This window comes from Denitrobacterium detoxificans (assembly GCF_015062615.1).
Classification (GTDB): Bacteria; Actinomycetota; Coriobacteriia; order Coriobacteriales; family Eggerthellaceae; genus Denitrobacterium; species Denitrobacterium detoxificans_A.
The window spans coordinates 692,853-718,097 of record NZ_SUUH01000001.1; the positions used below are offsets into that span (position 1 = coordinate 692,853).

21 protein-coding genes and 1 other annotated feature are annotated in these 25,245 nt (G+C 60.2%); all 21 genes read right to left on the bottom strand.

Annotated features, from left to right (window positions below):
• Positions 1-67 precede the first annotated feature (67 nt).
• A complete protein-coding gene (locus tag E7002_RS02905) occupies positions 68-1,138 on the bottom strand; it encodes a PseG/SpsG family protein (RefSeq protein WP_303727407.1) in 1,071 nt (356 codons plus the stop codon).
• 134 nt (positions 1,139-1,272) lie between these two features.
• On the bottom strand, positions 1,273-2,838 hold the full coding sequence (locus E7002_RS02910; protein WP_303727408.1) for a sodium:solute symporter: 1,566 nt from the start codon (positions 2,836-2,838) through the stop codon (positions 1,273-1,275).
• 259 nt (positions 2,839-3,097) lie between these two features.
• On the bottom strand, positions 3,098-3,910 hold the full coding sequence (trpA, locus tag E7002_RS02915) for a tryptophan synthase subunit alpha (RefSeq protein ID WP_303727409.1): 813 nt from the start codon (positions 3,908-3,910) through the stop codon (positions 3,098-3,100).
• A complete protein-coding gene (gene trpB / locus E7002_RS02920) occupies positions 3,903-5,093 on the bottom strand; it encodes a tryptophan synthase subunit beta (RefSeq protein WP_303727410.1) in 1,191 nt (396 codons plus the stop codon). Before trpB ends, trpA begins: the two co-directional genes overlap by 8 nt.
• Positions 5,093-5,701 (bottom strand): phosphoribosylanthranilate isomerase, encoded by a 609-nt coding sequence (locus E7002_RS02925; RefSeq protein WP_303727411.1) that lies wholly within the window; start codon positions 5,699-5,701, stop codon positions 5,093-5,095. Before E7002_RS02925 ends, trpB begins: the two co-directional genes overlap by 1 nt.
• Positions 5,698-6,489 carry an indole-3-glycerol phosphate synthase TrpC gene (gene trpC / locus E7002_RS02930; RefSeq protein WP_303727412.1) on the bottom strand — a complete coding sequence of 264 codons (792 nt, stop codon included), beginning with the start codon at positions 6,487-6,489 and terminating at the stop codon, positions 5,698-5,700. Before trpC ends, E7002_RS02925 begins: the two co-directional genes overlap by 4 nt.
• Positions 6,490-6,499: 10 nt before the next feature.
• Complete coding sequence (gene trpD / locus E7002_RS02935) at positions 6,500-7,519, bottom strand: anthranilate phosphoribosyltransferase (RefSeq protein WP_303727413.1); 1,020 nt, start codon at positions 7,517-7,519, stop codon at positions 6,500-6,502.
• On the bottom strand, positions 7,512-8,114 hold the full coding sequence (locus E7002_RS02940) for an aminodeoxychorismate/anthranilate synthase component II (RefSeq protein ID WP_303727414.1): 603 nt from the start codon (positions 8,112-8,114) through the stop codon (positions 7,512-7,514). The genes trpD and E7002_RS02940 overlap by 8 nt, the downstream gene beginning before the upstream one ends.
• The gene (gene trpE / locus E7002_RS02945) at positions 8,111-9,643 is read right to left on the bottom strand and encodes an anthranilate synthase component I (protein ID WP_303727415.1); all 1,533 of its coding nucleotides are present in this window, start codon (positions 9,641-9,643) and stop codon (positions 8,111-8,113) included. Before trpE ends, E7002_RS02940 begins: the two co-directional genes overlap by 4 nt.
• 419 nt (positions 9,644-10,062) lie before the next feature.
• Positions 10,063-10,281: a hypothetical protein gene (locus E7002_RS02950; protein WP_303727416.1), complete on the bottom strand. Its 219-nt coding sequence runs from the start codon at positions 10,279-10,281 to the stop codon at positions 10,063-10,065.
• The gene (locus tag E7002_RS02955) at positions 10,274-11,038 is read right to left on the bottom strand and encodes a TatD family hydrolase (RefSeq protein ID WP_303727417.1); all 765 of its coding nucleotides are present in this window, start codon (positions 11,036-11,038) and stop codon (positions 10,274-10,276) included. Before E7002_RS02955 ends, E7002_RS02950 begins: the two co-directional genes overlap by 8 nt.
• Positions 11,039-11,085: 47 nt before the next feature.
• The gene (locus E7002_RS02960) at positions 11,086-11,850 is read right to left on the bottom strand and encodes a tRNA threonylcarbamoyladenosine dehydratase (RefSeq protein ID WP_303727418.1); all 765 of its coding nucleotides are present in this window, start codon (positions 11,848-11,850) and stop codon (positions 11,086-11,088) included.
• The gene (locus E7002_RS02965; RefSeq protein ID WP_303727419.1) at positions 11,850-13,604 is read right to left on the bottom strand and encodes a lipopolysaccharide biosynthesis protein; all 1,755 of its coding nucleotides are present in this window, start codon (positions 13,602-13,604) and stop codon (positions 11,850-11,852) included. Before E7002_RS02965 ends, E7002_RS02960 begins: the two co-directional genes overlap by 1 nt.
• Before the next feature lie 149 nt (positions 13,605-13,753).
• Positions 13,754-14,299: an anaerobic ribonucleoside-triphosphate reductase activating protein gene (nrdG, locus tag E7002_RS02970; protein ID WP_303727420.1), complete on the bottom strand. Its 546-nt coding sequence runs from the start codon at positions 14,297-14,299 to the stop codon at positions 13,754-13,756.
• 81 nt (positions 14,300-14,380) lie between these two features.
• On the bottom strand, positions 14,381-16,603 hold the full coding sequence (gene nrdD / locus E7002_RS02975; RefSeq protein WP_303727421.1) for an anaerobic ribonucleoside-triphosphate reductase: 2,223 nt from the start codon (positions 16,601-16,603) through the stop codon (positions 14,381-14,383).
• Between the two features lie 440 nt (positions 16,604-17,043).
• Complete coding sequence (rplL, locus tag E7002_RS02980) at positions 17,044-17,421, bottom strand: 50S ribosomal protein L7/L12 (RefSeq protein WP_066660726.1); 378 nt, start codon at positions 17,419-17,421, stop codon at positions 17,044-17,046.
• A gap of 77 nt (positions 17,422-17,498) precedes the next feature.
• Entirely contained in the window at positions 17,499-18,020 is a 522-nt protein-coding gene (gene rplJ, locus E7002_RS02985; RefSeq protein WP_303727422.1) for a 50S ribosomal protein L10, read from the bottom strand.
• A 51-nt stretch (positions 18,021-18,071) separates the two neighbouring features.
• Positions 18,072-18,207: a sequence feature (ribosomal protein L10 leader region), on the bottom strand.
• Between the two features lie 84 nt (positions 18,208-18,291).
• Complete coding sequence (locus E7002_RS02990) at positions 18,292-20,286, bottom strand: Tat pathway signal sequence (protein WP_303727423.1); 1,995 nt, start codon at positions 20,284-20,286, stop codon at positions 18,292-18,294.
• Between the two features lie 117 nt (positions 20,287-20,403).
• Positions 20,404-23,055: an aconitate hydratase AcnA gene (acnA, locus tag E7002_RS02995; protein WP_303727424.1), complete on the bottom strand. Its 2,652-nt coding sequence runs from the start codon at positions 23,053-23,055 to the stop codon at positions 20,404-20,406.
• Between the two features lie 54 nt (positions 23,056-23,109).
• Positions 23,110-24,195, bottom strand: coding sequence for an isocitrate/isopropylmalate dehydrogenase family protein (locus E7002_RS03000; RefSeq protein ID WP_303727425.1), 1,086 nt, complete (start codon positions 24,193-24,195; stop codon positions 23,110-23,112).
• Positions 24,196-24,333: 138 nt separating this feature from the next.
• Positions 24,334-24,876, bottom strand: coding sequence for a hypothetical protein (locus E7002_RS03005; RefSeq protein ID WP_066664775.1), 543 nt, complete (start codon positions 24,874-24,876; stop codon positions 24,334-24,336).
• Positions 24,877-25,245: the final 369 nt, after the last annotated feature.

Consider the following 25,245-nt stretch of genomic DNA (forward strand, 5'->3'; position numbering starts at 1 on the left):
GCAACATGGAGCCCACGCACTAGGCCCCAAACTGCGCCCCCAAGTAGCTATTAATTATAGCAAAGGACTAATTGATACCGCCCGTGATGCATTGAAAGATGCGTTTGCCGCCCCATCCGTCAACTGCCCGTTGCTCAGCGTGCGAAAAGCGGGTACGCAAGGAAGCGCTCGAGGCCAATTCGCGAAGCGATGCGGTGATTCCGTCGAAGTCGAACGGACGATCGAGCGGCACATGCGGCCCCAAACCCAGATCCTGGAAGCCGAGGGCATGACCCGCCTGGTTTTCCGCAGTGGGAAGCGCAACCGTGGGGACGCCCATGCATGCAAGTTCGTAGAGCGTAAGCCCCGAAGCGGATAGCGCGATATCGGCCGAGCGCATGAGCTCGGGCATATTCTGGGCGTTGCGCAGCAAATGGACGCGACCGGCAACTTGCGCGCCGAACGAACCAAGCGAAAAGGGAGCGTCGCCGCCCAGCACAACCTGCACGCGCGCGGTTTCATGCGCTTGCAAGCAGCATGTGGCGAGCTTTTCCAGGATGCCTTCAGGGTTCGCATATCCGCAGGTAACCAATATGGTTTCGACGTCATCGCGTACGTGGTCGCCAGAACTCACCTGCCCAAACGAGGCGCGCACGGGCGCATATTCGGGCCCAATGCACAGCATGGTGGAAAGTCCCTCGTATGCATTGCGATACTGCGCTTCCGTAAATGCGAAACCGTAATTGATAACGACATCGGCCTGAATGGGCGCCGGATGCGACGTAAAGCCTTCCTTGAAGGTAAAGGCGTCGTCGATATAGGCAACCTTCGTATCGCGCGTGGCCAGAAGGTTGGCCAGCTCGTCGAAAAAGCCATTGGTAACGGCATACGAGTCGATAAGAATAGCCGAGGCGTCTTCGTCACGCGCAACGCGCGCAAGATTGATGGCGTCGACGCGCATAAACAGATGGGGGTCGCCCCCGACCATCTCGCAGGGGAACCCGAAGGACTCCACGATAACGGCCGACTCTTCAGTAGAGACCAGGAACAGCACGCGCTCGCCTGCGTTTATGGCCTGTTCGGCAACGGCGGCACAACGCATGACATGCCCTACCCCGATACTGGCGTCGGCATTCGCATCGGTGCGAATAAGCAGCATATCGTGCAACCCTCCCGTCGTCTGACGCATCTTTCCAAGAGGGGATTATACCCCAGAACGGACGGGGCGCAGCGCGAACCGCGCCCCGCATCGCGTCTGCAACCAGGAAATGGCAAGCCCGAGCGCGACCCGTCCTACAAGCGCTCCAGAGGCTCGGCGCTATCGAATGCCGGTTGTCCGCCCTCAGCAAGCTCGTGCGCATATTCGCGGTCGATGGCAGCGCTCGCACGCGGCGGAATGACCTCGAACGGAACGGCTGGAGTGACCAGACTTACCAGCGGAACGATGATGATGGAAAGCAGCATGGCCGCCGCACCAGCCACAATGGAAGAGCCCATGAACGGGACAATCATGTTTGCCGTGGTAAGGCCCACGCCGCAGACGAAACTCGCCCATACTGCCGCTTTGGAAATGCGCTTGCTGAACAGGCCCCACAACAGCGGGCCCAGGAAGGCACCGGCAAGCGCACCCCAGGAGATGCCCATGAGCTGGGCGATCCACGTAATGGTGCTGTGGTACTGCACGAGTGCGATGGCAGCAGAGATTACAACGAAGAACACGATGAGCGCGCGCATCCACGTGAGCGAGGCCGCATCGGACATCTTCTTCACCACGTTACCCTTGATAAGGTCAAGCGTGAGCGTACTGGAGCTCGTGAGAACCAGCGAGCTAAGCGTGGACATGCTTGCGGAAAGCACCAGCACCACCACCAGGCCGATGAGCGCGTCGGGCAGGCTGGAAAGCATAGTGGGCATGATGGAGTCGTAAATGGGCGTCCCATTTGCGGCAAAGGCGATATCACCCTCGTACAGGCGCCCGAAGCCACCCAGGAAGTAGCTACCACCTGCCACGACCACGGCGAACAGCGTGCTGATGATGGCGCCCTCCTTCACCGCGGGGCCGCTCTTGATGGCGTAGAACTTCTGTACCATCTGGGGCAATCCCCACGTGCCCAAGCTGGTGAGCACGATGACGCACAGCAAGTTGAACAGATCGGGGCCAAACATGCTGGTGAAGGCGCCCTGAAAACCACTCGCATCGGCCTGCACCTGGGAAAGCGAAATGACCGCCTGGCTGAACCCGCCATTTGAAAGCATGACCGCCACGATAACGGCCACGATGCCCACGAGCATGATGCAGCCCTGAACGAAGTCGTTCACCACGGTGGCCATGTAGCCGCCCAGTACCACGTAGACGCACGTAACCACGGCCATGCCTATGACGCACCACTCGTAGGGAATGCCAAATGCCATGGTGAACAGGCGCGATAGGCCGTTGTACACGGAAGCGGTGTAGGGAATGAGAAACACGAAGATGATTGCCGCGCTTGCTACGCGCAGCGCCTTGCTGCCATAGCGCTTGCCGAAGAATTCAGGCATGGTGGCGGCCTTCAGGCGCTGCGTCATCTCGCGCGTGCGCGGGCCAAGCACCCACCAGGCAAGCAAGCTACCCAAAAATGCGTTGCCCAGGCCGATCCAAAACGCGGAGATGCCGAACTTCCAACCAAACTGGCCCGCATATCCCACGAAGATAACGGCGGAGAAGTAGCTGGTTCCGTACGCAAATGCCGAAAGCCACGGGCCCACGTTGCGGCCGCCCAGCACGAAGCCATCAACGCTCTTCGCATGATGACGCGTGTATATGCCAATCGCCACCACAATGGCAACGAAGACGACAATCATGAGGAGTTTAGCTATCACGAGCATTCCTTCCAAAGAGTTGATACGACGAATGGGCAGACCGCCCTCGCAGGCGCGCACGACCCCCGCTCGGCCAGGATGGAACCAGGTGGCCCGGGACCCGTACGCTACAGGTATCGATAGGAATAGGCATAGCGATATGCCACGGCGTATGCGGCCGTGTAGCAAATGTTCGCGTTCTGTGCCTGTTCGTGATGCATAGGGGCACTTTACCACAGCAAAGTGCCCACGCATACACTTTTTTCGGCATGACGCGCAATTAGACGCCGGGCGTAGCGTCGCTAACCCCGCGCACGGCTTGCGCCATGCGCGAAACGTACGCCTCCACCTCGGCAGGAGCCTGAACGCCATGCGCAGCCACGATCTTCATGATTGCACTGCCCACGATAACCCCGTCGGCCACCTGCGCCATGGAACGCGCCTGTTCGGGCGTGGAGATGCCAAAGCCAATCGCTGCCGGAACGTCCGAAACCTCGCGAATGTGAGACACGAGCTCCCCCACATCGGTCGTTATCTTGCTGCGCGTGCCCGTCACGCCCAACGAGGAGACCACGTACACGAACCCCGAAGCCTCGCGCGCAATGGTGCGAATGCGGTCCTTCGAGGTCGGCGCCACCATCGACACCAGATCCAAGCCGAAGCGCTGCGCCGGACCGGCGAACTCGCCACGCTCCTCGAAGGGCACGTCGGGAAGGATGAGGCCATCAACGCCCGCCTGTGCCGCACGTTCCATGAAACGCTCCACCCCGTAGCTAAATACGACGTTCGCGTACGTCATAAACACGAACGGCGCCCTCACGGCAGAGTCGCCCTCCCCTTCACGCAAGCGCGTGACCATGACAAACACGTCATCAGTCGTGACGCCGCCCGCCAGAGCGCGCTCGTTGGCGGCCATGATGACCGGCCCCTCGGCGGTAGGATCGGAAAACGGAAGGCCTATCTCAATGAGGTCGGCACCCGCACGCGCCATGCGCCGTATGCACTCTTCGGTAACGGCCACGGATGGGTCGCCTGCGGTAATGAACGGAATGAACGCCTTGCCGTCCTGAAAGGCTCGCGCGATGTTACTCATGGATATCCTCCCCTCGATAGCGCGCAACCGACGCGCAGTCCTTGTCGCCACGCCCCGATACGGTAACGACGATGCTCTGATCGGGCGTCATCTGCCGTGCAAGCTTCATGGCGTATGCCAGCGCATGGGAGCTCTCGATAGCGGGAATGATTCCCTCCGTGCGCGAAAGGTATTCGAACGCATCGACCGCCTCATCGTCGGTTACGGGCACGTACGTCACGCGGCCCACATCATGCCAATATGCATGCTCGGGCCCAATGCCCGGGTAATCAAGCCCAGCGGAAATGCTGTACACAGGCGCGATCTGGCCGTATTCGTCCTGGCAGAAATAGCTCTTCATGCCATGGAAGATGCCCAGGCTGCCCGTGGATATGGTCGCCGCAGTCTCGAACGTGTCGACGCCCCGCCCAGCCGCCTCGCAGCCATAGAGCGCCACGCCAGCATCGTCGATGAAATCGTAGAACGTGCCCGCCGCATTGCTTCCACCGCCCACGCATGCCACCACAGCATCGGGCAGGCGGCCTTCGGCCTGCAGATGCTGCTGCTTGATCTCGCGCCCGATGACGGCTTGGAAATCACGGACCATGGCGGGGAACGGATGCGGCCCCATAGTGGACCCAATGCAGTAATGGGTATCCGCCATGCGACCCGTCCACTCGCGCATGGCCTCGCTCACGGCATCCTTCAACGTGCCCGTACCCGTTTCCACCGATACGACCTTCGCGCCAAGCAGGCGCATCTTGTACACGTTAAGCGCCTGCCGTTCGATATCCACCTTGCCCATGAAGACCACGCATTCAAGGCCGAGCAGCGCCGCCGCCGTTGCGGCGGCCACGCCATGCTGCCCTGCGCCCGTTTCGGCGATCATGCGCGTCTTGCCCATCTTCTTGGTGAGCAGTGCCTGGCCCAGGACGTTATTGATCTTGTGGGCGCCCGTGTGGTTCAAGTCCTCGCGCTTCAGATATACCTTTGCCCCGCCCAAATCCTGCGTCATCTTGCGCGCGGGATACAGCATGCTGGGCCTGTTGGCATAGCCATTGAGCAGCGCCGTAAGCTCCTCCTGAAACTGCGGGTCCTGCCTGTAATGCTCGTACGCCTCCTCGAGCTCAATGACGGCGTTCATGAGCGTCTCGGGCATATACTGCCCGCCATGCACGCCATAGCGCCCCTTCGCTTCGCTCATTACAACTCTCCTTTCGCGCGCACCGCCATCGCAAATGCGCGCATCTTCCGTATATCTTTCGTCTTGTTCGTTTCGATTCCGCTGCTCACGTCCACGGCGAATGGGCGCACGGCCCGAACGGCCTGGGCAACGTTTTCGGAATCGAGGCCACCCGCCAGGAAGAACGCCCGCTGCACGTTGGCCACGAGCGACCAATCGAACGCACGGCCATCGCCTCGCCCGGCATCGAGCAATACGTAATCGGCGCTGCTGGCAAGGGCGCGCTGGACATCTGCGGCATCGCTCACAACAAAGGCCTGGATGATGGGCGCAGACACGCGTTTGCGAAGCGCCGCGACATATGCCTCGTCCTCATGCCCATGCAGTTGGACCATGCGAATCGCACCTATCTCGCACGCCGCGGCAACGAATGCAACGGGCGCATCGAGAAACACCCCGACGGGGCATATCGCTTCGTCGAGCAACGCGCTCAACGCGCGCGCCTCGTCAAGCGTGACACCCCTATGGGAGTTTGGCACGAACACGAATCCCGCGTATTCGGGAAGCAACTCGTTGACGGCCTCGATATCGGCACGAGAATGCAGGCCGCACATCTTGATACGCGTCATAGGGGCTCACCCCGCAATGCGCTCAGGGCGGCTCGTTTGTCAGCCGCGCGCATGAGCGCCTCGCCCACGAGCACCGCATTCACGCCATGCTCCTCGAGCTCCCTCACCTGGCTCGGTTCGCTCACGCCGCTTTCGGCCACGAACAGCACCTCGGGGGGAACCATATCGCGCAGGCGCAGGCAGTTGCGGAAATCGACGCTGAAATCGACGAGATTGCGATTGTTCACGCCCACGATACGCGCACCCGCCCGCAATGCGCGATTTACCTCGCACTCGTCATGGGCCTCCACGAGCGCACTCATGCCCAGCTCGTCCGCCAAGGCGATAAACTCCTTCAGCTGACCATCGTCGAGAATCGAGCAGATGAGCAAGATCGCCTGCGCGCCCAAGAGCTTCGCCTGGTAGACCATGTAGGCATCGACCGTGAAATCCTTCCGCAAGCACGGTACGGCCACGGCGGCGGCAATCTCGCTCAAATACGCATCACTCCCCAGAAAGCGCGTTGGCTCGGTGAGCACCGAAAGCGCGTTGGCCCCCGCCTGTTCGTATTCGCGCGCTATCCGAAGATACGGAAAGCTCTCGCTTATGAGGCCCTTGCTGGGAGATGCCTTCTTGCATTCGCAGATGAAGGACATGCCCGCCCCGGACAACGCACGCTCGAAGGGAAACCCGTCTGCGCACGCTAGCGAACGAGCGCGGGAACGCAACTCCCCCATCGGCAGCGCCTTCTGCTGCGCGGCAACACGCGCTCGAGCCGCCTGCGCAAGTTCGTTCAAAATGCTCGTCATGGCGCACCGCTTAGTTATTGCTCGCACGGATATACGCATCGAGCGTTTCCAGCGCAGCGCCGCTATCGATCTGATGAGCCGCAAGCTTCACGCCTTCGTCGATATCGCTTACCGCCCCGGCTGCAAACAAGGCCGCACCGGCATTCAACAGCACCACGTTACGCTTGGGGCCCGCTTCGCCCGAAAGCACAGCACGCGTGATGGCGGCGTTTTCCTGCGGCGTTCCTCCCAACAGGTCCTCCTTGCGGCAACGCTCCAGGCCGAAATCCTCGGGCGCAATGCGGGACGTGCGATAGTAGCTATCCCTCAGCTCGCACGTAACGGTGGGTGCGCTCGCCGAGACCTCGTCCATGCGATCGGAGCCATACACTACGAGCGCACGCTTCACGCCCATGGCATCGAGCACCTTCGCAATGGGCTCGACCAGGTACTCGTCGTATACGCCCAGCAGGAAGTACTCGGGGCGCGCTGGATTGGTAAGCGGGCCCAGGATGTTGAACACGGTGCGGAACCCCAGTTCGCGGCGAATCGAACCGACGTATTTCATGGAGGCGTGGTACATCTGCGCGAAGAAGAAGCACATACCCACCTCGTCCAGCAGCTGAAGCGCCTTTTCCGGGCTCTGCTGCAGATTCACGCCCAGCGCCTCCTGGCAATCGGCCGTACCCGACTTGCTCGATGCGGCGCGGTTGCCGTGCTTGGCCACCTTCACGCCCGCCGAAGCAACTACCGGCGCCGCTGTAGTGGAGATGTTGAACGTATTGCTGCGATCTCCTCCCGTTCCCACGATTTCCAGCACCTCCATGCCAGGATGGGGAACCGGCGTGGCATGGTCGCGCATTGCGGCCGCGCATCCGGCGATTTCGTCGATGGTTTCCGCCTTGGCGCTCTTCGTGGAAAGCGCAGCCAGGAACGCGGCGTTCTGCGTAGCCGACGTTTCGCCGCTCATGATCTCGTTCATCACGGCGTACGCCTCGTCGTATGTCAGGTCTTCCTTGCGGACGATCTTCTCGATGGCTTCCTTAATCATGGTTTCCTCCTTGCGGGCAAGCCGTCTTCGTAAGCTGAATGAAATTGGCGAGCATGCGAGCGCCATCGGGCGTCATGATGCTCTCGGGATGAAACTGAACGCCCCACACGGGAGCATCCTGGCAGGCAATGGCCATCACTTCCCCGTCGTCCGCGCGAGCCGTTACGCGCACGGAATGCGGCAACGTGTCCTCGTCTACGGAAAGCGAGTGATACCGAGCCACGGGCGCCGACGCGGGAACGCCTGCAAACAGGGGGCATGCCACATCGAACGCGGTAGCCGATTGCTTGCCATGCATGAGCGTGGAGGCGTACCCCACGCGTGCGCCACAAGCAACGGCAATGGCCTGATGGCCCAGGCATACGCCCAATATGGGAATGGAATCACCCAGTTCACGCACTACGTCAACGCACACGCCCGCATCCTCCGGACGCCCTGGCCCCGGCGACAGGATGATTCCCGCAGGATGCAGGGCAGCGATTTCCTCCACCGTCAGAGCGTCGTTGCGCACAACGCGAATGTCGGGCTCGATGGCGCCAAGCATCTGAAACAGGTTGTAGGAAAAGCTGTCGTAGTTATCGATAAGCAGAATCATCGCAGCTCCTCCGCATCCTCCAGGGCACGCACGACCGCCGCCGCCTTGCTCACGCACTCGCGGTACTCCTTCGCGGGGTCACTATCAGCCACGATGCCCGCGCCGCTGCGCACGAACACACGCCCGTTCTTCTTGTAGGCGATGCGGATGGCAATGCACACGTCCATGTTGCCCGCGAAATCCAGGTACCCCAGCGCGCCGCCGTATATGCCGCGCTTGTTGTCTTCGAGCTCGTTGATAATCTGCGCCGCGCGAATCTTGGGAGCGCCCGACAGCGTACCCGCCGGCAACACGGCCTCGATGGCATCCAGGGCATCGCACCCTTCACGCAAACGGCCCCGCACCACGCTGCCAATATGCATCACGTGGCTGTAACGCTCGATGGAATGCAGGCGCTCCACTTCCACCGAGCCGAATTCGCTCACCTTGCCCAGGTCGTTGCGACCCAGGTCAACGAGCATGTTATGCTCCGCAAGCTCTTTCTCGTCGGCAAGCAGCTCTTCTTCGAGCATGCGATCCTCTTGGGGCGTCTTTCCCCGAGGACGCGTTCCGGCCAAAGGAAACGTATGTAGCACGCCATCCTCCAGCTTCACAAGCGTTTCGGGGCTCGCACCCGCGACTTCCATATCGCTGCCACTGAAATAGAACATGTACGGAGAGGGGTTTATGGCGCGCAGCACGCGATACGCGTTCAGCAGGCTTCCCTCGTAGGGCACCTCCAAACGGTTGCTAAGCACCACCTGAAAGATGTCACCCTCGCGAATGTAGCGCTGGGCTCGGCGCACCATGTCACAGTAGGATTCTTCGTCGAACAGCGCCTTTGCCGGCCCCAGCACATGGCCGGGGGTCTCTGCCGCAGATGCGCCATCTTGGATGATTCGCGCCATTTCCGCCAGCGCATCCTGCGCCTCGGCATACCCGGAATCACCGCACGCCAGATCGGCGTGGGCAATAAGGATGATCTTCTGCCTTACGTCATCGAAGCAAATCAGGCGATCGAACAGCATAAGGTCGAAGTCCTGGAAGTTCTCGGTGTCGCGTGCATCGAGCCGCAACGTGGGTTCCGCGTACTTCAGGTAGTCATAGCCAAAATAGCCCACCAAGCCGCCCGCGAACGGAGGCAGCCCCTCGACGCGCGCCGTGCGATACGCGCGCAGGATGTCACGCAGCTCGGAAGCGGGATCGCTGGTGGCGTGCGCCTGGCCATCGATGGTTATCACGCCATCCTTGCAGGCAATGGCCATACAAGGCTCGAACCCCAAGAACGTGTACCTGCCGCGCTTCTCGCCTCCCGCCACGCTTTCCAATACGAAGCAGTGGCGCGAAACGGCCTTCAGCTTGGAAAGTACGCCAAGCGGCGTATACGCATCGGAAAGCAATTCCGCTGCAAGGGGGACGCGCGAAACGCCCTGCTCGCGCGCAACCTCCTTCGCCTCCTCGAGCGAAGGCACAACGCGCAGGCGCGCGTGCCCCCTAGGCGGACCATTGCGCACGCCATCTGCGATATCAGGTACTGCAGCAACACCCATGGAAGCCTCCTTCCGCCATGCCCGCCTTGTTGGAGGCGAGCGCGTCGGGGCAATAAAAAACACCCCGACGGAACCTATGTTCCATCAAGGGCGAATCGATAGATCCGTGGTGCCACCTTGATTCGCAGCCTGAAGCCGCGCACTTTGCGGAATGCCAACACATTCCCGGCAACTAACGTATGCCCACACGTCGCGTGCTACTAGGCCCAGGCCGTTCACCGCGCCCTCAGCGGTCCATTTGACGAACTGTGTTTTGCCCGATTTCCAGCATCGCGGGCTCTCTGTGAAAGCATATTCGCCGTTACTTCCGCTTCAACGGTTTGGCTATTCAATTGTGAATGGGGTCATACTAGCATGCACGCTTTAGCGTGCGCAAGTACCTATTCGTTGCGCGCGCCAAACGGCACGCATGCGCACGACTACTTGCGATTGCCCAACATGCCAAGCATGGAACCGTATACGCCACCCAGCTCGCTGGCCTCATGGGCATCCACAAACGCCTCGAGCGCATTCAGCTCGGCAAGTTCGTCGGTCATGGCCACGTATTCGCTGCTGATTTGCGCCATCTTACGCGCTTCCTCGGCCAGGGCCTCGTCCTCGGTCTGGGGCATCGCTTCGCTCTTGTTCTCGTCAGTCATCGTTCATCACATCCAATTCAAGCAGCTTACAGCTGGACTCCAGCGCACGCTGCACAACACGTTCGCCGCGTTCGGCGGCAACAACCTGTGCCACGCCAGCCAAACTGCGGTAGTACCCATCATAATCCATCTTGCTCTGCGGCGATGAGGGAAGATCGGTTTCCAGCAGCAGCCGGTCTTCGGGGATGGCCTGCAAATATGCTCGTCCGCGCTTCGTGGCAAGCATGCGCTCCCCCACGCTGAAATACCAGCCGGCGTTTCGAGCGCGCGTGAGCTCGTCGGACGAACCGGAAAACCAGTGGAAGATGAGAATCGCGTCGGATAGCCCCGCACGCTCGACCTCGTCCATGACAACGCTTGCCGCAAGGGACGAGTGGAACGACATGACATGCGGAACACCCGGCCGCGCACACGCGGCAAGCACCCGGCGAAAGACCGCACCTTGCCCATCGCGCTCTGCCGCGAAACGCTTCCCAAAATCCAGGCCTATCTCGCCGATGTAGCGACATTGGGGCGCCAGTTCCTCAAATAGGCAAACTTCGCGTTCGTCAGCCTTGCCCTGCGCCACCCACCAGGGATGAAGGCCCAAACCCAGGCGGATTCCCGGAAAGAATTCCGCAACATCGCGCACGGCAACGTATTCCGAGGGCAAGACGGTGTTGGCGAACATGCCCACGCGATCGCGCGAAGCACGCTCCAGCAAGGGATCCATGGCATCCAGAAACGACGGATGGCAATGCATGTCGACGTATCGCATGACCCCTCCTTGATCACAAGCCCACATCGCCGAGCAGCGCAAACGGGTTACTTCCGACGCGCCAGCACGTCCTCGCGCGACTCCACGCCCGCGATGGAGCGAATGACGTACCCGGCAATCATCTGGCCCATGATGGGCGGAAAATACGGCATGGTGCCCAACCCCGAACGCTCGCCGCGCTCCGTACCCGGGCGAGCCGTGGCCGCCGCAGCTTCCTCGCACGAATACAGCACGCGCAAATGGGAAATGCCCCGCTTGCGGCATTCCTTGCGCATGATGCGGCACATGCGGCAATTGACCGTGTCGTAGATATCGGCCACACGCAGGTACTCGGGATGCAGCTTGTTGCCGCCACCCATGGCGCTGATCAGGTTGATATCGCGTTCCTGGGCAGCAGCCGCAATGGCAAGCTTCGTGGAAATGGTATCGATGGCATCCACCACGAAATCTGCTTTGACGGCATGCTCATCGAGCAGCGCATCTAGGTTTTCAGCAAGCACGAACGAGTCGACGACCTCCACCTGGGCCTGCGGGTTGATATCGAGCACCATCTGGCGCATGACGTCGATCTTCTTGCGGCCGATGGTGCTGTGAAAGGCAATGGCCTGGCGATTGATGTTCGTAATATCCACCACGTCGTGGTCGACCAAGATGAACTTGCCCACGCCGCCTCGCGCCAATGCCTCGACGCAGCTCGAGCCCACGCCGCCCAGTCCAAGCACCATCACGCAGCTCGATGCGAGCGCGGCAACGCCTTCGGAACCCAGAATGCGAGCGCTCCGGGTCGTTTCGTTGTGCAGCTCGGGAGCCACTATTCGGAGCCCCTTCGAGACTGGCGGTCACGCAATGCGCGACGAGCCCTAAAGCGCGGGTCCACTTCCCCACCCTCGCGCGCAATGCGCTCGAGACGGGCAGCTTCGCGCGGAGAGAATTCCTGCGTGCCATCGGGGGGAGCGGCATGCTGCGCACGCGCACGCGGACGAGGCGATTCATGAACAGGCCTATCCGCATGCACATCGCGACGAGCAGAATGCGGCACGGATTCGCCATGCGACTCCTGTGCATGTTCAGCTTCCAGCGTATCGGACTCGTCGTCGGCAGGACGTGCGTCAGCCCCTTCGGCATTACGACGCGCACGCGCCTTTGCGGCCAAATACGTGGGGTCGTCCTCGGGGTGGCGCTTGTACATAAGGCGCACGCTCACGTATTCCAACACGAGCAGCGCAAGCAAGATCGCCATGACGATGAGGTAGCCCATGATGGCGCCACGCAGGCCGCTCACGTGAATGAGCATATAGGGAATGGCCAGCGAGAAGGCGAAGGTGATGAGGTACAGGCGCAAAACCGACTTCTGACGGCGCATGACCGTCATAACCTGGTACAGGAAGTCGATGCCGCCCGTAATGCCACCGGCAATGACCATAAGCAGGCCCATGGAACGATACGGTTCAAAATCGAGACCGTACAGAATGCTGAGCAACGGAATGCCCAACCAGTTCATGAACAGCAAGACCACCACGGTAACGGCCAGAACGATGAGCAGCATGGCAACGATGAAGAAGTCGAAGCGCTTGCGGCGATTGAGGTCGTTCCACGCGTCGGCCATGCGTGCGAGCAGGGGCTTGTACACAAGGCCCACCGTGATAAGAATGGCCTGAGCCGGGAAGTAGAGCGCGTTGTAGTACAGCTGATTGTCGTAGGAGAGCGTGCCCTCCATCATGAACTTGGGAATGTTGTCGATGAGCGCATAGAGGAACAGCGCCAAGAACAGCGGGAAGCACTTCGTGAACAGGCGGCCAATGCTCGCAAAACTCCTACGATTCGACGTAGGCGTTTCAAGCAAGGCAAGCGGCGCCGTGAACAGCACGAGGGAAACCACCGCCACGATGGCCATGGCAATGCTGGCAACTTGCAGACTGTGCGTGATGAGCAGCAGAAACGCGAACACCACGAAAACGCCCGCCGAGCGCAGCACCTGGGAAATGCCCGCCAGATACAGCTTGTCCATCTGCTGCAGGCGACCCTCGTACACATCGGCGAAGCCATCAACGGTCTTGTACACCACAACGGCCATAACCATGGTGCGCATAGCTTCGTCGTAGCCATGGAAATCGCAGAAGAGCGAACCAGCCACGATGGCTAGCAGACATGTTATGGCGCGCTGGATCTGGTATTCCGCGAAGGAATGCTCCTCGTCACGGTCGGAGACCTGGTACGTGCGCACGCCGTAGTTCGCCAGGAACATGAGCAGCTGCGCGACCACGAACGCCAGCGAGAACATACCGGCTTGCTCGCTGCCCACCAGCTGCGTGACAATGATGGTAAGCAGGGGGAAGATGACGCCCCAGGAAGCCAGACCCGCCGTGTTCCACACGTAGTCGAGCTTCGTCTGATGGCTCTCGTATTCGGCTTCCTGCGCGAACGAGCGGTTGGAAACGACACCCAGCAGTCTTTCGCCCCACGCATCGATACGACGACGAAGCGGACCCGGCTGGCGCGGCGCGGAATTGCGCTTGCGTTCGTCGAGCATCTGCGAAATCGCGGCAAATGGACGGGGTGTATTCACGAGTAGCCTTTCTTGGTTCCCTAACTCGAACTTTGATTATATGGCTCGATAGGCATCCCAAGCAACGCGATACAAGAAGCAGACAGAATAAACGATGCCCGCACCTGGCCTTACGGCAAGACGCGGGCAAAAGGGCCATGCAAGGCGCGTTAGATCATCTTGTGCGAGGCGAACTGAGGGTCGTCTTCCCAAAGCACTACCTCGCCCGAGGCAAGCGACGCGGGCACGTCGATGATGCGCTGGTTGCTGCTGCCCCGGAAACGCAGCGAGATGTCCTTCAAATCCTTCGCGTAGGGCCCATCGACGAGCACGTCGATGCAATCGAACAGGTCGGCCGTTTCCGGGCAGTTCCTACCGCCATAGAGCAGGTTCTCGTACACATCGCCCGTGTAGACCCAAATGCTCTTCCCCGGGCATTCGCGCTTGACGCGCTGCAGGAACGGCAGAAGGCCCGCCTGGTTCACCGGTTCCATGGGCTCGCCGCCCAAAACGGTAATGCCAGCCACCCATGGCTCATTCAGGCTCTGGATGATTTCGTCTTCCACTTCCTGGGTAAACGGACGGCCAAACGAGAAGCTCCAAGTTTCGGGCTGGAAGCATTCTGCGCAATGGTGCGTGCACCCCGAAACGAACAATACCGTACGCACGCCAGGACCATTGGCGATATCGGAGTATTTTATGGCTGCATAATTCACGGCTGCCTCCCTGCGCGAAGAGAAGACAAGGCGAACGATCGCACGACCATTCGCCTCGTTCCCTTGTAGAGTCAAGCGGTTCTACAGATGCAGAACGCGGTCTTTGATTTCCTGGGTACGACCCTGGTTCCAGAACTGGGTTCCAATGTAGCCGCAGGTACGACGGGCCACGTTGAGCTTGTTCTGGTCGCGGTTGCCGCACTTCGGGCATTCCCATACCAGCTTGCCATCGTCTTCGATGATCTGGATTTCGCCATCGTAGCCGCACACCTGGCAGTAGTCGCTCTTGGTGTTCAGTTCCGCGTACATGATGTTGTCGTAGATGTAGCGCATGACCGTGAGCACCGCCTGCAGGTTGTCCTGCATGTTCGGGACCTCGATGTAGCTGATGGCGCCACCCGGCGAAAGCTTCTGGAACTTGCTCTCGAACTTCAGCTTCGTGAAGGCGTCGATCTTTTCGGTCACGTGCACGTGGTAGCTGTTGGTGATGTAGCCCTTGTCGTTGATGCCGGGAACGATGCCGAAACGACGCTGCAGGCACTTGCTGAACTTGTACGTAGTGGATTCCAGCGGCGTGCCATACAGGCTGAAGTCGATGTCGGTGGCTTCCTTCCATTCGGCACACTTGTCGTTCATGTGCTGCATGACTTCCAGCGCGAACGGCGTGGCCTCTGCGTCGGTATGCGACTTGCCCGTCATGTACTTCGTGCACTCGTACAGGCCAGCGTAACCCAGCGAAATGGTGGAATAGCCGCCGTAGAGGAGCTTGTCGATCTTCTCGCCCTTCTTCAGGCGCGCCAGGGCACCGTACTGCCACAGGATGGGGGCAGCGTCGGACGTGGTGCCCTTCAGGCGGTTGTGGCGGCACATAAGGGCCTTGCGGCACAGTTCCAGACGCTCGTCGAAAATAGCCCAAAACTTGGTGAAGTCACCTTCGCTGGAAAGCGCAACGTCGACCAGGTTGATGGTGACCACGCCCTGGTTGAATCGACCATAGTACTTCGGCTTCGTGGGGTCGTAATTCTTCGCGTTGGCCACGTTGTTGTAGCCGTTGCCCGAGCGGTCGGGCGTAAGGAACGAACGGCAGCCCATGCACGTATAGCAATCGCCTTCGCCTTCCACTTCGCCCTTGGAAAGCTTGTACTCGCGCATCTTCTTTTCGGAGATGTAGTCGGGCACCATGCGCTTGGCCGTGCACTTCGCAGCGAGCTTCGTGAGGTAGTAGAATTCCGTGCCCTCGTCGATATTGTCTTCTTCCAGCACGTAGATGAGCTTGGGGAACGCGGGGGTAATCCACACACCCGCCTCGTTCTTCACGCCCTGGAAACGCTGGCGCAGCATTTCCTCGATGACCATGGCGAGGTCGTGCTTCTCGGTTTCGTTGCGCGCCTCGTTCAGGTACATGAACACGGTGATGAACGGAGCCTGGCCGTTGGTGGTCATGAGCGTAACCACTTGGTACTGGATGGTCTGCACGCCACGGCGAATTTCGTCGCGCACGCGGCCTTCGACCACGGCATCCAAACGCTCGGGCGAAGGCTCCACGCCAAGCTCGTTCAACTCGTCGATGGTAGCGCGACGGATCTTCTGACGGCTAATGTCGACGAACGGGGCAAGATGCGCGAGCGAGATGCTCTGGCCGCCATACTGGCAGCTGGCAACCTGGGCGATGATCTGGGTGGCGATGTTGCAGGCCGTGCTGAAGCTATGGGGCTTCTCGATGAGCGTGCCGGAAATGACCGTACCATTCTGCAGCATGTCTTCCAGGTTCACCAGGTCGCAGTTGTGCATGCGCTGCGCGTAGTAATCGGAGTCGTGGAAGTGGATGATGCCCTTCTCGTGGGCGTCGACCACGTCGGCGGGAAGGAGCATGCGGTGAGCAAGGTCCTTCGAAACCTCGCCGGCCATGTAGTCGCGCTGGACGGAGACGACGGTGGGGTTCTTGTTCGAGTTCTCCTGCTTCACTTCCTCGTTGTTGCATTCGATGAGCGAGAGAATCTTGTCGTCGGTGGTGTTGGACGTGCGCTTCAAGCCCTGCACGTAGCGATAGATGATGTACTTGCGAGCGACTTCGAATGCACCAAGGGCCATGATCTGGTCCTCGACCATGTCCTGGATTTCCTCAACGGCAGGGGCATGACCGCAAACGTCGCATTCGGTGGTGACGTTGTTTGCTGCGGCGATAATTTGATCGTGCGTAAGACGGTTTTCCGGCACTACCTCACTATTCGCCTTCGAGATGGCGTTCACGATTTTCGTGACGTCGAAAGCGACCTCAGAGCCATTGCGCTTGATAACCTTCATATGCCCAAACCCCTTTCGTATTTCTGCTTCATTTCTTGTCTGAACATAGTTTTGCATCTAATTTTTATTGTTCACAAGGCTTGACTTTAGCGCTCCTTACGTTTTCGCACGTGAGCACAAAACAATAAATATTGTCGCTCATAATTCGACCACACACCATATCTTGTGGTTCATAATGATACATCCTAAATCCCATTTTCACACCATTCGCATAAGCGCAGTTCGTATGGGAAGCGGGTTGGATCAAGCTAAAATCAAGCGGAAAAAGCGTGGAGAACGGTAAAAACACTTCCCTTCAACGGGAGGGAAAACGAGTCTTCCACACTAGCTCAGACGAAAGAATGCGCACGTTCTTGAGAGCGGTTCATATAAACCGCGAACGGCGCAAAAAAAGGAGTCGCCCCATAAGGGACGACTCCCGCAATTCGCAAGAAGCGAATTTACTTCAGGGTTACAGCAGCGCCGGCTTCTTCCAGCTTGGCCTTCATTTCCTCGGCCTGCTCCTTGGCAACGCCTTCCTTGATGGCCTTGGGAGCGCCCTCGACGACTTCCTTGGCATCCTTCAGGCCCAGACCGGTGAGCTCGCGGACAACCTTGATGACAGCGATCTTGTTGTCGCCGAAGCCCTCGAGCACAACGTCGAATTCGGACTTCTCGTCGGCAGCAGCAGCGCCATCAGCGGCAGGAGCAGCAGCAACAGCCACGGGAGCAGCAGCGGACACGCCGAAGGTCTCTTCGATCATGGACACGAGTTCGCTAGCCTCGAGGAGGGACATCTCCTTCAGAGCCTCAATGATTTCTTCCTTGGTCACAGCCATGTTAGTTTCCTTTCAAAGGGGCCGGGTTCTTCCGGCCATACATTCTTGCTACGCGGCGCGGGCGCCGCAGGGTGCTGCTAGGCAGCGGGCTTCTGCTCGGCGACCTGCTTGATCGACTGAGCCAAGCCAGACGGCACACCGTTGATGGTAACGGCAAGACCGCGAGCAACGCCGGAGATAAGACCAGCGATCTGGCCGATGAGAGCCTCGCGAGAAGGCAGAGAAGCAATAGCTTCCACCTGTTCTGCGCTGTACTGAACACCGTCCATCATGCCGCCCTTGATTACGAGGTTCTCGTTATCCTTGGCGAAATCCTTGATAGCTTTCGCGGCAGCAGCCGGATCGCCATCGGCGAACACGAATGCACTCGGGCCAGCGAGGATGTCCTCCATTTCGGGGAGACCAGACTCGGCCAGGGCGATGCGCACCAGCTTGTTCTTGTAGACCGTCAGATGAGCACCGGCTTCGCGGATGGAGCGACGCAGCTGCTGCGCCTCCTTCACGCTCAGGCCGCGGTAGTCGACGACCCACAGAGCGGACACGCCTTCGAGCTCTTCCTTGATCTTTGCGAGCGTTTCGACATTCTGTGCGTTGGGCATATTGTGCACCTCCTTCTTTCCCATTCCGGGTTCCACCCCAGGGGAAGGTCGCACGAATAAGAACGACCCCCTGCACCAGAGAGCGCAGGGGGTCGTGAAAGCTTGTGCTTTACAACCACCTCGGCGGGCCGCTTGCGCGATTAAACCTTGCGGTGCCTGCTGTCTCTGGCAGCGGAACTACTGTTCATTACTGCTGCATTTCTGCAGCCGTTACACTATGCCAGACTCATACGACGAATGCAAGGAAGCGCACGCGTCCTCCACATTGGGGCTACGCGGAAGCACCGCCGCCAGCTGTGGCCGATGCGGCTTCTGCAGCAGGCTGATTCGTGCCCGCATCAGTAGCCGACGAGGCTGCCGAGGAAGTCTGCCCCGCCGCGGCCGACGTGGCCTCGGCGCTCGTCACCTCGAGCGATTCGACCGTGCACGTGGGGTCCCCCTCAATGTAGGAGATCGTCACCGTGTCGCCCTGGCGCACGATCACGGCATTCATGACCGTGGGCAGCGGACAGTCGAAGATAAGCGAGCTGTCCTCGAGCGACAGGTACACGTGAGAGTTGCCATCGATGACGGCTTGCATGGACGTGCGCACCACGCCCGTGACCTCGCTGGCAACCGAATCGTCGCCCGAAGTCACGCCATTAGTGGCAAGCAGGGCCTTGTACGACTTCTGGCATTCCTCCACCGTGTCGCCCACGGCTACGTTCTGGTAGCGCTGGATGTCGATCATGGCGAACTTCTTCACCAGGCCCGCGGCATCCTTCAAGGCCATAAAGTACGTAGGCTGGCCATTGATGTTCAGAAGCAGCGGGAAGGTAGCCTTGTACTGCAGGTTCTGCACCTGGCCTTCCGCCGAGCTCATGGCGCTTTCCTCGGTGGCGCCCGCCACGCTATAGTAGTGGGCTTCCGCCGTGCGCTGGTTCACGAGCACGAACCCCACGATCGCGTTGTCGCTCGTGGCGCTGGTGACGCCCGTGTACACCCAAACGTCATCGTCTTTGGCAATGTAGTTGTAGCCCAGCTCGCCATCGGTGCCCGGAGTGGTCTGCACCACGCCGCTCTGGCCAAGCCAGCTGTTCAGCCAGCCATTATGCAGGCTGCCATACCAGTTGTACTGCTGGATGAGCAGGTTGCTGGGATAGGCGCGGTCCACCCATTCGGGGCACTCGTCGATGGCGCAATCCTGACATTCGCCCGTGCTGGCATTCACCAGCACCACGCGGTCGATGGTCTCGCCACCGAACAGGCCGATAGTGCGCGTTTGAACGGGGCACACCCACCAGGGAGTGCCATCCTCGTCGATTTCGAAGCTCTTCTCCTCGAACATGTAGAACGGGTAGCGCAGCTGGACGTAGCGGTCGATATTGCGCTCGAGCGGTTCGCTTTCCGAGTAGTACATGGGCGAAGACAGCCGCACCACCTGGGTATTCTGGCTGGCCATATCGACAATCACGTAGGCGGGAATGCCCGCGTCCTTGTTGTAGAACCACTTGAACAGGTCGGCATAATTCAGCGGGCTCACGCGGACGGGGCGCCCCTGGTAGTTAATCTGGGAATACAGGCTGGAAATCTCGAACTGACTCACGTATTCGGGGATCTCGCCCAGCGTGCGGTTGCCCAGGAGCACGGCGCTGTCGCGATCGATAACGGGGATGGTGTCGTAATCGGGTTCCTGAATGTCGGTGGCGAAGTCGGTGTCCTGAATCTGCAGAATGCTTGAGTACTTCTCGGCGTTACCCGGCCAAATGCTGTACGACGCGGCCCAACCCAGCACCGCTACAGCAAAGACGGCAACGGGAATCCAGGAAAGCCACTTGAAGCGCTTCGCCTTGCCCGCATTCTTCGGGCGCGCGTTCGAGCCCGCCTTATACGAGGCCGAAAGCGCACGGAAGGTGATGAACGCCGGCAGCAGCACGAACACCACCAAGAACGTCCAGGTATCGGCGGAATGGATGTTGATGGGCGGATGGAACCACCAGTACGCACCAGCAATGACCAGGATCAGCACGAGAATCGCAATAACCAGCGTGCGCTTGCGCCAGCTGGGAAGCTTTATGGCCTCGAACACGCTGGAAAGGCCTTCGCCATCTTTGCCATCGGACGCAAAGGGATTCCTCTGCCCATGCGATGCCTTGCGCTTCTTCGACGCGCCCTGCGAAGAGGCGCCGGAGGCTTTCTCCTCGGCCGCAGACGTCTGGGAGGCGCCTTCCTGGGGAGGCACAAAGCCTACCATCCTGAAGAATTCGTCCATCTGGTCTTTATCCACGATTACATCCCCTCATACACTTGCATTTCGCGATAGTATACCAGCGCAAACGGGGCGAGCACTAGGCCCGCCCCGTCTCGTTTTCGTTTGGACAAATCAGCCGCGCAGGCGCAACGCCTACAGTGCAGCCAGATTGCGAATCACGTACTGCAGAATGCCGCCGTGATAGTAATACTCGCCCTCGGTGGGCGTATCGATGCGCACGAGCGCCGTGAAGTCGATGACCGATCCATCCGGCTTGGTGGCATGCACGCCAACATGCGCGGGATTGGGCAGGCCCTTGCTAAAGTCGATATCGTCGATGTCGAACGTCTCGGTGCCATCGAGCCCCAGCGAAGCCGTGCTCTGGCCCTCCTCGTACTGCAGGGGCAGCACGCCCATGCCAATAAGGTTGCTGCGGTGGATGCGCTCGAAGCTCTCGGCAAACGCAGCGCGCACACCCAGGAGCATGGGGCCCTTCGCGGCCCAGTCACGTGACGAACCACTGCCGTACATCTTGCCAGCCAGGACCACCAGGGGCACGCCAGCTTCGCGATAGGCCTCAGAGGCGTCGAAGATGAGCTTGATGGCGTCGTCGGTCATATCGCGCGTCCAACCGCCCTTGCGGCCTTCGGCAAGCAGGTTCGCGAGCTTCACATTCGCAAACGTACCGCGCGCCATGACCTCGTGGTTGCCACGACGGCTGCCATACGTGTTGAAGTCGGCCTCGTCCACGCCACGTTCGCGCAGGTAGCGGGCAGCCGCGGAATCGGAGGCAATGGCGCCTGCCGGGGAAATGTGGTCGGTGGTGATGAAGTCGCCCAGGTTGACGATGGCACGGGCGCCACGCACCGGCTCGGGAGCCACAGGGTTCGCCGTCATGCCATCGAAGTACGTCGCACGGCGCACGTACGTAGAGGCATCATCCCACGCAAACAGGTCGCTCGGCTCGCGACCCAGGCTGCGCCAGGACTCGTCGCCTTCGAACAGGCCTTCTGCCCCATCGTCGAACAGCGCACGATTCACGACCTGCTGCTGCAATGCGGCAATTTCGGCATTGGTGGGCCAAATGTCCTTCAGGAACACGGGCTCGCCCTGTGCGTTTTCGCCCAGAGGCTGCGTCTCGAAATCGAAGTCGAGCGTGCCGGCAAGCGCGTAGGCGATAACGCCCGCGGGGGCCGACAGGTAGTTCTGCGCTACATCGGGAGAAATGCGGCCCTCGAAATTGCGGTTGCCGGAAAGCACGCTGGCGAGCTCGATATCATCGGCCACGTCATGCAGCGCAGGCAGAACGGGGCCCGAATTTCCAATGCAGCTCATGCAGCCAAAGCCGCACGTATAGAAGCCAAGCTGACGCAGGCCATCCATAAGCCCGGCACGCTCGAGCAGGAGTTCGGTTGCCTTGCTGCCCGGCGCAAGAATGGTCTTCACCCAAGGCTTGGGCGCAAGGCCCGCCTGGGCGGCGTTCTTGGCAACGATGCCGCACGCCAGCATCATGGCGGGGTCGGTAGCCGTGGTACAGCTGGTCACGGCAGCGATGGCGATGGCGCCATGCGTGAGCTCGTAGCTTGCGCCATCGATGTCAACGCTTACGGTCTTACCCGCTTCGACGTTGCGCTCGGCACAAATGGCCTGGAAGCGCTCGCGCGCACCCGCGAACGAAATGCGGTCGTGCGGACGCGACGGACCGGCGATGCTACGCTCCACCGAAGACAGATCAATGCGAAGCACCTTGGCGTACGAACGCTCGCGACCATCGTTCCACAGGTTCTGCTGCTTTGCATAAGCCTCTACCAGGGCGATCTGCTCTTCGGTGCGGCCCGTAACGCGCAGGTACTCAAGCGTCTGCTCGTCAACCGGGAACAGCGTGCAGGTGCTGCCGTATTCGGGGGTCATGTTGGAAACGCACGCGCGCTGCGTGGCGGTCAGGTTGGAAACGCCCTCGCCGAAGCATTCCACGAAGCAGCCCACGACGCCCTCGGCGCGGAGCATCTGCGCGAAACGCAACGAAAGGTCCATGGCGGAAACGCCATCGGGCAGCGAGCCAGTGAGCTCGACGCCAATCACGCGCGGCACGAGCGTGGTGATGGGCTGGCCCAGCGCAGCGGCTTCGGCTTCGATGCCGCCAACGCCCCAGCCAAGCACGCCAACGCCATTGGCCGTGGGCGTATGGCTGTCAGTGCCCACGAGCGTGTCGAAATACGCGAGCGTGCCCTCTTCGGTTTCGCGCGTCATGGCGACCTTCGCGAAGCGCTCGATGTTCAGCTGATGGCAGATGCCCTGGCCAGGCGGCACGATGCTCACGTTCTGGAACGAGCTTTGCGCCCATTTCAGAAAGTCGTAGCGCTCGCGATTGCGCTGGAATTCCAGCTCGATGTTCTCTTCCAGAGCGCCCGAGCAACCCGCCTTGTCGGCAATGACCGAATGGTCGATGACCAGGTTGCAGGGAACCTGCGGGTTGATCTTCGAGGGGTCGCCGCCCAGGGCAGCACACGCCTCGCGCATGACCGCAAAGTCAACGAACACGGGCACGCCCGTGAAGTCCTGGAACAGCACGCGCGCGGGGCTGAACTCGATTTCGTCACCCGCCTGGCCCTTCGTGCCGGCTTCCACCAGACGATCGACCAGAAGCTGCGCCGTTTCCTCATCGGGAGCGCAACGCAGGATGTTCTCGAGCAGAACGGTGAGCGCGTAGGGCAGGCGCTCGGCGCCCTCTACGGCCTTCACCGGGTAGTAGCGGTATTCCTTGTTCGCAACTTGCAGCTGCGCGGTTGCTTTCAATTGTGACATCTATGCTTCTCCTGCCAACAACGCGGGGCCGCGCTGGCGGCCCCGATTACATTCCTACAGTGCAGCGATCAGGGCGTCGGTGAACTCCGTGGTGCTACATGCCGGCTTGCTGGAACCCGTGGCCCAGCGAATGTCGCCCGTAAGGTGCTCGCCCTCCGCGTACACGGCGCGCACGGCAGAGCGAATGCGCTCGGCACATTCCTGTTCGCCCAGATAATCGAGCATCATGCAAGCGGAAAGGATTTCCGCCGTGGGGTTGGCCTTGTTCTGTCCCGCGATATCGGGAGCGCTGCCATGCACGGCCTCGAAGATGGCGTACTCCTTGCCGATGTTCGCGCCAGGGGCAATGCCCAGGCCACCCACCAGGCCAGCGCACAGGTCGCTTGCGATGTCGCCGTACAGGTTCGGCAGCACCACGACGTCGAACCGGCTGGGGTCGATGACCATGTTCATGCAGAACGCGTCGACGATCTTGTCCTCGAATTCAATGCGGCCTTCGTACTCCTTGGCAACCTCACGCGCAACGCGCAGGAACAGGCCGTCGGAATGCTTCATGATGTTGGCCTTGTGCACCGCCGTGACCTTCTTGCGGCCCTGGGCGATTGCGTATTCGAACGCGTACTTCACGATGTTACGCGAACCAGTAATGGAAATGGGCTTCACGGAGATGCCGGCGTCCTCGCGAATCGTGCCCGCATCATGGGAGGCGCAGAATTCGATGAGCTCGGCGGCTTCGGAAGAGCCCTGCTCGAACTCGATGCCCGCGTACAGGTCTTCCGTGTTCTCGCGCACGATAACCAGGTCTACATCGTTATAGCGACCGCCCGCACCCTCGATGCTGATGTTGGGACGCAGGTTCACGTACAGGTCGAACGCCTTGCGCAGGGCAACGTTCACGCTGCGGAAACCAGAACCCACCGGCGTGGTAACGGGGCCCTTGATGGCAACCTTGTTGCGCTTCACCGCGTCGAGCGTGCTCTGGGGCAACGGCGTGCCATGCTCCTCCATCAGATGGGCGCCAGCCTCGGCGATTTCCCATTCGATTTCGGCACCGGCAGCTTCCAGAACGCGCTGCATGGCCGAGCTCGTTTCGGGACCAATGCCATCGCCGGGAATGAGTGTAACGGTGTGCTGTGCCATCGAGTCTCCTTCGGATTCCTCTGTACTTTAGTATGCAAAAGTGTCCCTTATTCCTACCATACATATCCGCTAAATAGAAAAAGGCGCGGAAATCACCGCGCCAATTCCGTATATGGTAGCCGTTTACCGAAGCAGGAGCTACGAAAGATTATCGATAATCTGCTGAGCCCTGTGCTTCAGCGCGCCCTTGCCGTTCTTCGAGTCGAATTCCATGCGAGCCTTCAGCTCTTCCTTTACGGCAGGGGCAAGCTTGCCCTCGGAAAAGCCGATGACGGCAACGAGCATTTCTTGGAACTCGATATCACCGTGATAGCACTGAATGGCCTCGTCGATGAGGGGCCACGTCTTTTCGGAACGGTTTTCCGTAGTGGAACCCAGCTTGCAGAGGAAGCGCATGGCGGCCAGATGCGCAGGGCCGCTGTCCTCGTCGAACAGGGCCGTTTCGGCACCAGGAATGGCCTTGTCGCACACGCGCGATTCGAGCGCAACGATTTCCGTAAGCGCATTCAGGCATTCCCAACGCGTCTGGGCTTCCGGACGATTAAGCGCATCGACGATCTGGTCTACGTAAGGCACGACCTTGCTTGGGTTCTTCTTGGCAACGCCCGCAACAACGGCAGCGGAGTTCTGCCTTGCGCGGCGCGATGAACCGGAAAGCTCGTCGACGACCTTCTTCAGCATGCCGTCACGGGTGGATGCAATCTCTATTGCCTGCTCGATAGCTTCCTTATCGCTCACGTAGTCTCCTTTGGCAACGCAGTTTTAACCATATGATTTTACCTCATATTCGGCATTTTGACTAAATGCCCAGGCGGAAGCCATAGCACGACAAGGGTGAACCTTTGCGGCCAAAGGACATGGGCACCCGCCTGAACGCGTCGCATTCCAGCGCGGGGCACGAAAGCAGCGGGCCACGACAGGCCCCAAGACTCAATCCCGGTGCTCAATCCCGGTGCGCAAACTACCCAATGCAAAAAGGGACCGCCCGGCGGCGCGCGATGCGCCAGCCGGGCGGCCCCATGGCATGGAAATGCCCCCCATGAGCGCGAC

Excerpts from the sequence above, each read along its gene's own strand:
- E7002_RS02940 (WP_303727414.1), bottom strand. The coding sequence starts at position 8,114 with ATGATTCTGCTTATCGATAACTACGACAGCTTTTCCTACAACCTGTTT.
- E7002_RS02950 (WP_303727416.1), bottom strand. The coding sequence starts at position 10,281 with ATGACTGACGAGAACAAGAGCGAAGCGATGCCCCAGACCGAGGACGAG.
- trpE (WP_303727415.1), bottom strand. The coding sequence starts at position 9,643 with ATGGGTGTTGCTGCAGTACCTGATATCGCAGATGGCGTGCGCAATGGT.
- nrdD (WP_303727421.1), bottom strand. The coding sequence starts at position 16,603 with ATGAAGGTTATCAAGCGCAATGGCTCTGAGGTCGCTTTCGACGTCACG.
- rplL (WP_066660726.1), bottom strand. The coding sequence starts at position 17,421 with ATGGCTGTGACCAAGGAAGAAATCATTGAGGCTCTGAAGGAGATGTCC.
- E7002_RS02955 (WP_303727417.1), bottom strand. The coding sequence starts at position 11,038 with ATGCGATACGTCGACATGCATTGCCATCCGTCGTTTCTGGATGCCATG.
- trpB (WP_303727410.1), bottom strand. The coding sequence starts at position 5,093 with ATGAGCGAAGCGAAGGGGCGCTATGGCGTGCATGGCGGGCAGTATATG.
- E7002_RS02925 (WP_303727411.1), bottom strand. The coding sequence starts at position 5,701 with ATGACGCGTATCAAGATGTGCGGCCTGCATTCTCGTGCCGATATCGAG.
- trpC (WP_303727412.1), bottom strand. The coding sequence starts at position 6,489 with ATGACGAGCATTTTGAACGAACTTGCGCAGGCGGCTCGAGCGCGTGTT.
- trpA (WP_303727409.1), bottom strand. The coding sequence starts at position 3,910 with ATGAGTAACATCGCGCGAGCCTTTCAGGACGGCAAGGCGTTCATTCCG.
- E7002_RS03000 (WP_303727425.1), bottom strand. The coding sequence starts at position 24,195 with ATGGCACAGCACACCGTTACACTCATTCCCGGCGATGGCATTGGTCCC.
- E7002_RS03005 (WP_066664775.1), bottom strand. The coding sequence starts at position 24,876 with ATGCTGAAGAAGGTCGTCGACGAGCTTTCCGGTTCATCGCGCCGCGCA.
- acnA (WP_303727424.1), bottom strand. The coding sequence starts at position 23,055 with ATGTCACAATTGAAAGCAACCGCGCAGCTGCAAGTTGCGAACAAGGAA.
- rplJ (WP_303727422.1), bottom strand. The coding sequence starts at position 18,020 with ATGCCCAACGCACAGAATGTCGAAACGCTCGCAAAGATCAAGGAAGAG.
- trpD (WP_303727413.1), bottom strand. The coding sequence starts at position 7,519 with ATGATTAAGGAAGCCATCGAGAAGATCGTCCGCAAGGAAGACCTGACA.
- E7002_RS02905 (WP_303727407.1), bottom strand. The coding sequence starts at position 1,138 with ATGCTGCTTATTCGCACCGATGCGAATGCCGACGCCAGTATCGGGGTA.